At 51.3% G+C, this 10,361-nt stretch carries 11 protein-coding genes and 2 pseudogenes; 5 read left to right on the top strand and 8 right to left on the bottom strand.

Features of this window, described 5'->3' with window-relative positions; translation table 11 throughout:
- The 4 genes and pseudogenes from JHL22_RS15645 to JHL22_RS15640 all read left to right on the top strand — a co-directional run.
- On the top strand, window positions 1-402 hold a 402-nt coding region (locus JHL22_RS15645), incomplete at its 5' end, for an IS5 family transposase (RefSeq protein WP_200239507.1).
- An 18-nt stretch (window positions 403-420) separates the two neighbouring features.
- Window positions 421-534, top strand: a pseudogene (locus JHL22_RS16250) (hypothetical protein); the annotation flags it as partial.
- Window positions 520-717, top strand: coding sequence for a helix-turn-helix domain-containing protein (locus JHL22_RS16245; RefSeq protein WP_407926785.1), 198 nt, complete (start codon window positions 520-522; stop codon window positions 715-717). The pseudogene JHL22_RS16250 and the gene JHL22_RS16245, both read left to right, overlap by 15 nt.
- Window positions 718-754: 37 nt before the next feature.
- Window positions 755-1,455: pseudogene (locus tag JHL22_RS15640) on the top strand (IS3 family transposase); the annotation flags it as partial.
- 421 nt (window positions 1,456-1,876) lie between these two features.
- On the opposite strand, the gene JHL22_RS15635 reads toward JHL22_RS15640, so the two are convergent.
- Genes JHL22_RS15635 through JHL22_RS15610 form a run of 6 tightly spaced genes read right to left on the bottom strand, consistent with a single transcriptional unit; the run spans window position 1,877 to window position 7,501 of the window.
- Complete coding sequence (locus JHL22_RS15635; protein WP_200239505.1) at window positions 1,877-2,671, bottom strand: phosphodiesterase; 795 nt, start codon at window positions 2,669-2,671, stop codon at window positions 1,877-1,879.
- An 11-nt stretch (window positions 2,672-2,682) separates the two neighbouring features.
- Window positions 2,683-3,945, bottom strand: a complete 1,263-nt coding sequence (locus JHL22_RS15630) for an ABC transporter substrate-binding protein (protein WP_200239503.1) — start codon at window positions 3,943-3,945, stop codon at window positions 2,683-2,685.
- A 10-nt stretch (window positions 3,946-3,955) separates the two neighbouring features.
- On the bottom strand, window positions 3,956-4,798 hold the full coding sequence (locus JHL22_RS15625) for a carbohydrate ABC transporter permease (protein WP_188347494.1): 843 nt from the start codon (window positions 4,796-4,798) through the stop codon (window positions 3,956-3,958).
- Window positions 4,795-5,667 carry a carbohydrate ABC transporter permease gene (locus JHL22_RS15620; RefSeq protein WP_149897040.1) on the bottom strand — a complete coding sequence of 291 codons (873 nt, stop codon included), beginning with the start codon at window positions 5,665-5,667 and terminating at the stop codon, window positions 4,795-4,797. The genes JHL22_RS15625 and JHL22_RS15620 overlap by 4 nt, the downstream gene beginning before the upstream one ends.
- 9 nt (window positions 5,668-5,676) lie before the next feature.
- The gene (locus JHL22_RS15615; protein WP_200239501.1) at window positions 5,677-6,813 is read right to left on the bottom strand and encodes an ABC transporter ATP-binding protein; all 1,137 of its coding nucleotides are present in this window, start codon (window positions 6,811-6,813) and stop codon (window positions 5,677-5,679) included.
- 1 nt (window position 6,814) lies between these two features.
- Complete coding sequence (locus JHL22_RS15610) at window positions 6,815-7,501, bottom strand: HAD family hydrolase (protein WP_200239499.1); 687 nt, start codon at window positions 7,499-7,501, stop codon at window positions 6,815-6,817.
- Between the two features lie 190 nt (window positions 7,502-7,691).
- On the opposite strand from JHL22_RS15610, the gene JHL22_RS15605 reads away from it, so the two are divergent.
- A complete protein-coding gene (locus JHL22_RS15605) occupies window positions 7,692-8,474 on the top strand; it encodes a DeoR/GlpR family DNA-binding transcription regulator (protein ID WP_149897037.1) in 783 nt (260 codons plus the stop codon).
- Between the two features lie 329 nt (window positions 8,475-8,803).
- On the opposite strand, the gene JHL22_RS15600 is transcribed toward JHL22_RS15605, so the two are convergent.
- Window positions 8,804-9,694: a class I SAM-dependent methyltransferase gene (locus JHL22_RS15600; protein WP_200239497.1), complete on the bottom strand. Its 891-nt coding sequence runs from the start codon at window positions 9,692-9,694 to the stop codon at window positions 8,804-8,806.
- A 265-nt stretch (window positions 9,695-9,959) separates the two neighbouring features.
- The coding region (locus tag JHL22_RS15595; protein WP_200239496.1) for a transposase at window positions 9,960-10,361 on the bottom strand (402 nt) is incomplete at its 5' end.

The following is a 10,361-nucleotide window of genomic DNA, read 5'->3' as shown; positions in this document are numbered from 1 at the left end:
AACACCAAGATTCATATGGTTGCCGCGGATGATCGAACTGCCGTAGCGTTTTCACTTTCTCCCGGACAGGCCCATGATGCGCCTGCTGGACGTGTCTTGCTCGAACGGCTCGGCGCGCTCACTCGGCCCGTCCATTTGCTGATGGATCGCGCTTATGAGGGCAATAAAACCCGGCAGCTTGCGCTCGATCTTGGCTATATCCCCGTCGTACCCCCGTCCTCCAGGCGGTTGGATCCATGGGAGTATGACCGCGCGATGTATCGACGGCGAAACGAGGTGGAGCGATTGTTTCGTCGCCTCAAAGGCTACCGAAGAATCTTCTCCCGCTTTGAGAAGCTCGATCTCATGTTCATTGGATTCGTCAATTTCGTACTCGTGATGGACGGACTGCGTTTGTGTTAACACGCCCTAGTCCAAGCGTATCTATCCGGCCAGAGTGGCTATCGCCTCATTGCCGATACCTACGGGGTGGATATTTCTCAATTGCGCTATTGGGTAGCAAGCTACCAGCATCATGGCGTGTCCGGCCTGGATAACAAGCGCGGTGCCTATAGTGATGAATTCAAGCAGCAAGTACTGCGACACATTGCCCGCGAGGGGTTATCCGACCGACAGGCCGCAGCACTCTATAACATCCGCAGCATAGGAACCATCGGCAAGTGGCGTCGCCAGTATAATACTACCGGTGAATCCTGGGCCTTGAAGCCCCCCCCATAAAGGTGGAACTCAAATGAAAATGCCTACAAAACATCTTCCCAAGACGCCTGCGTCTGACGAAACACGGACACAGCAAGAACTGCTGGACGAGCTGGCTTACTTGCGTGCGGAGAATGCCTACTTAAAAAAATTGAGGGCCTTAATCGAAGCGAAACAGGCTGCAGCGCTGCAGACAAAGCGCAAGTCATCCAGGGATTAAGGCCCGATCATTCGCTCAATCTGCTGCTACAGATAACAGGGCTGTCACGCAGTACGTTTTACTACCAGCTCAAGGCGGTGGTGATCAACCACAAGGTGGTGCAGCGCCTGATGCGGGCACTGGGTTTAAAGTCGTTGGTCCCCGCGTCAAGAAATATAAATCGTATGCGGGTGCGGTCGGGACGATTGCGCCGGATTTGCTCCAGCGCCAGTTTGAGGCCGATCAACCGAATCAAAAATGGGTGACTGATGTGACGGAATTCAAAGTCAACAATCAAAAGCGGTACCTCTCTACCGTGATGGACTTGTCCAATCGTGAAATCATCGCCTGGCAGATGGCACGGCGCCCGGTTTTGCAGCTGGTCACCGAGATGTTGGATAAGGCCTTGGCCCGGCTTAAGCCGTCTGAAAAGCCCCTTTTGCACTCCGATCAGGGCGGGCATTGAGCAATACATTCACTACTACAATCACGAACGTATCAAGCTCAAGTTAAACGGCCTGAGTCCGGTACAATACCGGACGCAGGTTTTAGCTGCCTAGTTTTTAACCGTCCAACATTTGGGGGTCACTTCAATTTAAGAAATTGCCACAAAACCAATACTGCTATTCCCCAATGAAACCATCGGCTCATGCTGCCGTAACGTTCAGGTGTATCTCTCATTTCTCACTCCTTGAGTGTTGAACAGGATAGGACACTGCATTAATAAGTTGCGGTTTGGTAAAAGCATGTGTGGTTTTACGTTAACTTTCCTTGAGAGCGCTGTCAATGCTTTTTTGTTGTGTGGCTGGCTTCATCGTACAAGGATATGCCATGTATCTGCCGAGACTGAAGATCGTAAGCCATGGCGGTGCTTACAATTCTTATGTTTGAACATTGAGTATTTACTGTCAATGTATTGTGGGGGGACAAAATCGTTTGTCCATAAATCCCCCACGTTAGTTCAGTAATGACTTTGTTCTATCAGCCCTTCAAGGAAAAGCGCGGGCTTTCATCCAGATAATCCTCTACATGAATGAGTATCTGCTCCTGGCTTAAGCAAACTATCGCGTATTGCGGTGCTTCCAAACGCCCGGGGATTCCGGCATCGGCTTCAGCGTGCAGATCAAGTGCCACCTGGTGATTGGTGCCTTTCAGGGTAAAGAAAGGCATCTTTCTATAGGAGCCCGTGATGGGGCGATGAATGTGTCCGAAGAAAACCTGTTGAATTCGTGATTCAAAACCCTTGATAGCATCCAGGAACGGCGCTGTCTCGCGCAATGAGATCGCGTCCATGCTGTGAATCCCGATCGGGAAAAAGGGGTGGTGCATAAATAGCAGCACCGGCTTGGTCGAGTCTGCCAACTGTTTACGTAGCCAGGTGCTCCGTTGTTCGCAGAATACGCCCCAGCTTACCCCTGGCTCATTTGTATCCAGGAAGATGGCGAGGTAATCCCCGAAATCTTTTGTATACTGGATGAAGCCGTTTTCATCGCATTCAATGGACGGAAAATAATCCTTAATGACGTCTCGACGATCATGGTTGCCCGGAATGAGATATACCGGTTTGTTAACGACAGACAGAATCTCGCGCAACTGCTTGTAGGCATCTGCTTCGCCATAGTGCGTGAGATCACCAGTAATCACCAGTGCTTCGGCGTCAGGTTGATGCACCATAAAATGCGCTACCGCCTGCCTTAAGCGCTGGTTTGGATTGCTGCCATACAGGTCGCCACCTCCCTCAATAAGGTGTGTATCTGTTAAATGGATGAATTTCATGACAGGTTTCCTTAGCGCTTCAACAGCTTTTGAACTTCTTGCGACATATTTTTGAGTGCCGCTTGAGGTTGGGCTGATTTGTCGAAGACCGTTTGCAGGTTGTCATTAATGACGTCGGTGATCTTCAGGCCATTTTCGCCTGGGAAAGCATACCAACCTGTCAGCCAAGGCAGTTGTTTAACGGCTGTATATTGGTTGGGATTTGCGTCGTAGAAGCCTTTCAAGCCATCAGGATCTTCAATAGGCAGCATATTGGCAGGGAAATAGCCAGTGTTTTTTGTCATGACAACGGCACCTTCAGGTCCGGTGACAAACTTGATATATTCCCAGGCGGCTTTCTGGCGTTCTGGATTTTTGGTAAACATCATGGCAACGTTACCACCAGCTGGAACTCGACCATCCTTGCCATAGACCGGAAAGTAGCCCGTTACCATCCTGAAGCGATCACCAATTTGTTTTTCAATGCCGGTCAGGCGTGAGGTAGAGGAGGAAAATACGGCCATCTTGCCACTGACGAACAATTGTTGCGCCTCGCTGTAACTGTAGTTTTGCATTGTGTCATTGGCAACCATGCGTCCCAGTTGTTCAATCGATTCCTGACCGATGGCGTCATCAAAAGCAACCTTTTCTTCGGCATCGTCCAGCATTTGACCGCCTTTGGAAAACACCATGGACTGCCAGAGCCAATTGCCCGTGATTTCCCAGTCATAGTGCAGACCGTAAGTACCGGGATTGACGGATTTCGATTGGTCGGCGAGCGCAATAATGTCGTCCCAGGTTTTGGGCAAATCGTCCAGCTTGGCACCGGCTTTGGTGATCAGATCAGCGTTGTAGTAGACGATGGGCGTCGAAAGTGAGAAGCCAATACCTGACTGAATGCCGTTGACCTGACCCAGTGACATGAGCGAGTCGCTATAGCCGCGTTTTTCCCAGTCAGGTTCGGACTTGATGAAAGGCGTGAGATCCACGGCGATATTGCGGTCTACGAACACGCGCTGCCGGTTCAGGCCCTGGAATGAGACGTCCGCCAGTTGATTGGTGACAGCATGACGCAATGCCTGTTGGGCAGCCGATTCATAATCCGTTGTTGGTGCGCGGAACTTCACTGAATAATCCGGGAATTTTTCAGTGAAGCGTTTGGCAAGCTCTTGGTGCACCGGATTGAATATCTCAGGGTAGGGATAATCAACGATGAGTTCAATTTTTGCTGCAGTGGCCATGCCGCTGCCCAGGGAGAGCCCCGCCAGGAGGCTTGAAATAACGAGATGTTTCATGAGTGGTCCTTTAACCTTTAACACCCGATAGGGTGACACCTTCAATAAAGCGCTTTTGCGCCGCAAGAAAAAATAGCAGCAGAGGCAGTGTGATAATGACTGTCCCTGCCATGAGAGGGCCGTAGTTCGTGCCCGATTCTTCATTCATAAAAAACATAGTGCCCAGAGGGGGAGTGGCCAAATCCATCGTGCTGATTACGAGCAAGGGCCAGAAAAAGTCATTCCAGTGCCACACGACGGAAAAGATAGAGAAGGCGATGAGTGCCGGCATGGCTGTGGGCATGAGAATGCGCCACACCAGTTCGAATTCACTCATTCCATCAAGACGTGCCGCATGGATAAGATCATTGGGAACGCCCCGGAAAAACTGGCGCATAAGGAAAATACCGAAGGCCGAGGCAATGAACGGGATAACCAGTGCAGAGGTTGTATCCAGCAGGCCTGCATGATAGAGCAGGATATAGAGGGGGATTGCCGTCGCCTGAAATGGAATCATGAGCGAGAGCATCACCAGGGCCCAGGCCAGGCGCTTGCCACGGAACTCGGTCTTGGCAAATACATAAGCGGCAGGCAAGGCAATCAATATCTGGAGAACAAGAATACCTGCACAGACGATAATCCCATTAAGCAGATAGCGCAGCAATGGTACCTGGGTAAGCGCCGTTGTGTAGTTTTCCCAGGCAGCCCATTTTTGGGGTAACAGGTGAAAACCGCTCATGAAAATCTCATCAGCCGGTTTGAGTGAGGTCGACAGCATCCAGATAAATGGAAATAGATAAATGATCGCGCCGGTCATGAGAATAGTGTGACGGGCGATGCGCCAGGGTAGGGAGGTTTGTGTTGGCGTGTTCATGCGTAATGTGTCCTTTTATCCATTCCTGCCTGTTGCACCAGAGTGAAAATGAAGATACAGGCGACAAAGATTACCGTCATGGCCGAGGCATAACCCATTCTGAAGAAGCTGAAACCTTCGTTGTAAATGGTGTGCAGTAATACTTCGGTTGCTTTGTTTGGCCCGCCACTGGTAAGTACATGAACAATGTCAAACACTTGTAACGAACGGATGGCGCATACGGTAACCACAAAAAGGGTGGTGGGGCCCAGCAATGGCAAGGTCAGTCGAAAAAGCCGGTCGATAGGATTGCTCATGCCATCCAGCAGGCTGGCATGGCGTAACTCGGTGGGAATGTTTTTCAGTCCGGCCATGAACATGACCATGGCAAGCCCCGACATTTGCCAGATACCAATCACGGCAAGTGACGGCAGCGCCAGGTTATAGTCTTTAAGCCAGTTTTGCGGTACCAGGCCAAACCATGAAATGACCTGATTGATAAAGCCTGCGCTTGGGTGCATCAGGAATTGCCAGACCAGCGCCATGGCAATCAGGGTAGAGGCGACTGGCATAAAATAAGCGGTGCGGTAGAAAGCACGTAATGATGAGTGTGACTCAATCAGGAGGGCAGCGCCCAGGCCGATGACAATAGAACCGACCGAAACCATTACCAGGTAATACATCGTATTGATGAATGATTTGCGAAAGGTGTCGTCTTGCCAGAGTTCGGCATAGTTAGACAGGCCGATCCAGTTCCAGGTGTTGGCACCAAACTGCCAGTCTGTGAGGGACAATACCGCTACGATGAACAAGGGCAGTACCAATAACAATACTGTCAGTACCATGCTTGGGCCAAGTAGCAGTGCGAGTTGGGTGTGTTTGATACGCATGCTTGGCTCCTAGGCGGCGCAGGAAAGAGGAACGCACAAGGGCATCAGCCTAAGCCCTTCAGAGTCAAAGGCATGGCAGTGGCTCATCGGTATAAAGAGCGTCAGGTCATCACCTGTTCGCAGGTTAGGCTCGCTATCAAGCACGATAGTAAGGTTGATGTTTTCGGGAGTCGTCAAGGTGACAATGCGTTCGGCACCGGTGTATTCAACCAGAACAACGTGCGCGTTAATTTTCAGGGCATTTGCTTGAGGTTTCAGACTGGCTGTATGGGGCCGAAAGCCTACTTCCGCTACGGTTGCAGGTAACATTTGCCCAAGATTCTGACCCTGGAAGCTGGCGCGTCCCTGGCTGTCACGTGTGATTGGCAGAAAATTAATGCGCGGTGCACCGACAAATGCGGCCACATCACGGTGTTGCGGTTGGTCATAGATTTCGGCTGGTGTGCCAAGTTGAAGGATACGCCCGTTTTTCATGACGGCAATACGATCAGACATGGACATGGCCTCATGCTGATCATGGGTCACGTATACAAAGGTGACACTCAGTTCGTCGTGCAGCTGCCGTATTTCTGCCCGCAATGATTGACGCAGGTTGGCATCCAGGTTTGACAGTGGCTCATCGAACAGGAAAAGAGAGGGGCGCCGAACCATTGCCCGGGCCAGTGCCACGCGTTGTCGTTGACCGCCGGACAGGGCTGCGGGTTTGCGCGACCACAGATGTTCGATGCCAAGGGTCTTGGCAATTTTTCTACCCTGTTCGTGTGCTGTGCGGATGTGCTTGCGTGCGCTTGGGCTGAGCCAGCGGACACCGGGCAGGCGTTGCATGAAACTCATGGTGTTCATGTAGAGTGGCGTGCAGATGTTGTCACCTACTGTCATGTGCGGGTAAAGGGCATATGACTGGAATACCATGGCACAGTCGCGTTCAGCCGGTGTCTGTGCAAGCAGGTTGATGTTGCCTTTGCGGATTTCTCCGCTATCGGGCGGTTCAAGCCCGGCCAGTAGTTTGAGTAGTGTTGACTTCCCGCAACCGGATGCTCCGAGCAAGGTCAGGAACTCGCCATTTTTGATGCTTAGCGAGAGCTCATTCAGTACGGTTGTGGCGCCATAGGTTTTCGTCACGGCGGTGAGTTCGATATCAGTCATTTCATGACTCCATTAAAGCAGGGTGATGCAGGCTGATCCAGCTGGCCAGATCACGAAAACGGGTGAAGGTCATCAGGCAGGGATCAAGTTCACTGCGGCAGGTGTGATAGCCGCCCAGGTGGGCGACAAAGGAGACGTTTGCATTGGCTGCACAGGATGCATCAATATGAGAGTCGCCTATGAATAAAGCTTTTTCTGGCGTGCTTTCCAGCAAAGCCAGGGTCTTGAGCAATGGTTCTGCAGACGGTTTGGAGGTTTTACAATCACCTAAATGTATTTTTGCCTGGAAGCAGTCGTTCCAGCCGAGGTGATCAAGCAATGCCGTGGTGGTTTTGGGGTCGCGGTTTGTGCATAGACCCAAACTGTATCCGGCCCTGTTCAGGTCTTGCAGCAGCGTCTGGCTGCCTTCAAAAGGCAAGGCGGTGCATAGCCAGTTATCTTCATAGGTTTTGGAAAGCCGCTGAAAGTCATGGGCAGCGTCAGTCCCATCTCGGTTTAATTGGGTAAGGGCGAGGGAGAGCATTGGGCCAATGCCGTCACTGAGCCGAAGCTTCAAGGCGCCCGGGTCCAGTCGGGTTTGTCCGGCAGGGTCAAAGGCAAGAACCGCGGCTAATAGACTGGGCCAGGTATCTAGAAGTGTTCCATCTAGATCGAATACGATCGTTTTTGGTGGTTTATTTGGTTTCATAGCAGGCACTTTAATGAATGAATATGACGATTTAATGAACTAATCAACTTTTTGTGCAATAAAATGATCATATATGTTCGTTTGTGATGTGCTAAGATGTAATAGCCGTTTTGGTTACAACTTGCCATTCTGGATATTCCCCTGATGTGAGGGGCCGCCAGGACATTTGATAATTACTGCTTCCGAACCTATGCTTAAAGCTGAACGACAACAACATATCCTGACCATGATGCAGCAAACCAGTGCAGTTACCGTGCGTGATCTGGCCATGGCGTTTTCAACTTCTCCTGTCACGATCAGGCGCGACTTGCTTGAACTGGGTGAGCGTGGTTTGCTGGAGCGTACGCACGGTGGCGCGATTGCCACGCAAGAGGTTCTGGCTGAAGGCAGTGCCCGTTATGAGATGTACAGTTATTCCGAACGGCATCATCAGCAGTCAGAAGAGAAGGCAATCATTGCAGAGTGTGCTGCGCAATACATATCAGATGGCGACAGTATTCTTGTAAATGCGGGTACAACGACCCATGCGCTTGCACGGGCCTTGCGTGGTCACCAGGCACTGCATGTCATTACCAATGGTTTGACCGTGGCCACCGAGGTAGGCCAGAGCCATAGCGCCCATGTGTATATGCTACCGGGTCGGCTTGATATGCGTAAACAGGCCGCCATTGCCCGGCCGGACCATGATCGTTTCCCCGATTTCCAGATCCGGGAAGCTTTTCTCGGTGTACATGCCATTTCTGAAAGTGGCATTTATATGCGTGACAACGAAGACGCCGGCATGAACCGGGCTTTTATTGCAGCAGCAAACCGGGTCACGGTTTTGGCCGATCATACCAAACTGCAGGCTTTTGCCAGTTTCCGGATTTCTTCGTGGGAAAATATACAACGGCTGATTACAGATGCAGCTTCCGACAGGAAGCTGCTTGCAGCGATTGAGGATCAGGGGGTGGAGATTGTTTTTGCGGTGTAGTTGGTTGGTGGGTGCCGGAAAATACCAAGGCGTTCATAAAACTGGCTAAAACTCGGCAATGGAAACAGGGGCACAAGCTATTTTTGTTGCAAGGTAATTTCTTTTTGTAGTGCCAGGACTTTGGCAGGCCAGCTCAACCTCGGCGTGTTCGCTAAAACTGCGCTCAAAGAGCGAGAAAGCGGATGTTCCGGATTCCGGCGTAATAGTTAGGGATATGATTCTGCCAAAAGCGACCGGCGTGGAATGGCTGTCATTGTTATTTGCCGCGTGCTTCGCCGTAGAAATAGGGCACCGATTCGAAATTGAAAGGGTAGGCCGATGCATTCCGTCTAATTGCCTGTTGCTGAAATATGTTTGGTTGCTTCGCCCGCAACCAGCACCAGTTCGTTGGGGCCTTGCCAGTCATTTGCTGTCTGGAATGCTCCCAGTTTTTCTTCCATTTCCTTCCAGGCGCAGGCTCTTTCAGTTTCGCTTAGCTTGCTTAGAATCTGCAACACGGGGGAAGCCGAGTTCTGGATAAACGCTAAATAGGCGCTGGCAGATGGCAAGGAAAAGGGTGCCGAGATGATTTTTGATGACACGTTCCCGAATCCGGCATTCACAAACAGATGATCAAGATGACCGGGTTTTCCCAGACTGAACAGCCCGCCGGGTTGATACGGATCGGGAGGTGGCAGTCCGGCATACTTCAGGGCTGTTTGCTGCACGATGCCGACGCAAGGATTTTTTTCTGGTTGCGAGAACACCATTACGCAAGCACAGGCGCCAGGTTTTAGCGCATGGTGCATTTCTTGAAGCGCCTTGACGGGGTCGGGACAAAACATCAGCCCCAGCCGGCAGATGGCTGCATCAAAATCAGCAGCCGGCAGCCCAAGGGCCTCTGCATCAGCTACCTTGGTAGCTACACTCTTCAGGCCTGCTTTATGCGCGTTATCTGCGGCAAGCTTAAGAATTTCGGCAGAGATATCGGTTGCCAGCACGTAGCCGGTTTCCCCTGCGCGGCGTGCCGCACTTAATGTCTGGTCGCCGGCTCCGGCGGCAACATCCAGTACCCGGAACCCTGGTTCTACCTTCGCCATGTCAAGCATAAGCTCGGTTGCGTTGGTTAGCCACTGGTGAATTTGCGGAGTGTAGCGATCCCAGCCACTGGCTGCCTTATTCCAACCGTCGCGTGTAATAGCCTTGAACTGCTCAGAATTAAACGACGCATTTTCGTTCATGATCGCCTCCCGAATGAAACGAGTAAGACACAGAAAACATTGCTGATCGCTATCCAGTCAGTATAGAACTTTTGCCTGTTTTTGTGTGGAGCTATGGTGAGGCGTCTGGATAAGAAATGGACGAAATTCAACCCGACGGAATGGGTTGGTAGATGATGGAGTGAATTGCTATGGGGGCCGGTCTATTTTAAAATACTTTAAAAATGGAGGGGTTCTTGGGCGTTCATCCATTGCTTACGTTTTAGCTTGACCTAATTAGGGCGTGTTAATACAAACGCAGTCCGTCCATCACGAGTACGAAATTGACGAATCCAATGAACATGAGATCGAGCTTCTCAAAGCGGGAGAAGATTCTTCGGTAGCCTTTGAGGCGACGAAACAATCGCTCCACCTCGTTTCGCCGTCGATACATCGCGCGGTCATACTCCCATGGATCCAACCGCCTGGAGGACGGGGGTACGACGGGGATATAGCCAAGATCGAGTGCAAGCTGCCGGGTTTTATTGCCCTCATAAGCGCGATCCATCAGCAAATGGACGAGCCGAGTGAGCGCGCCGAGCCGTTCGAGCAAGACACGTCCAGCAGGCGCATCATGGGCCTGTCCGGGAGAAAGTGAAAACGCTACGGCAGTTCGATCATCCGCGGCAACCATATGAATCTTGGTGTT

The sequence above is a fragment of the Advenella mandrilli genome, from assembly GCF_016595155.1.
In the GTDB taxonomy this organism is placed as follows: domain Bacteria; phylum Pseudomonadota; class Gammaproteobacteria; order Burkholderiales; family Burkholderiaceae_B; genus Advenella; species Advenella mandrilli.
The sequence above is the reverse complement of the archived record's forward strand: the minus strand, read 5'-3'. Positions and strand labels throughout refer to the sequence as shown.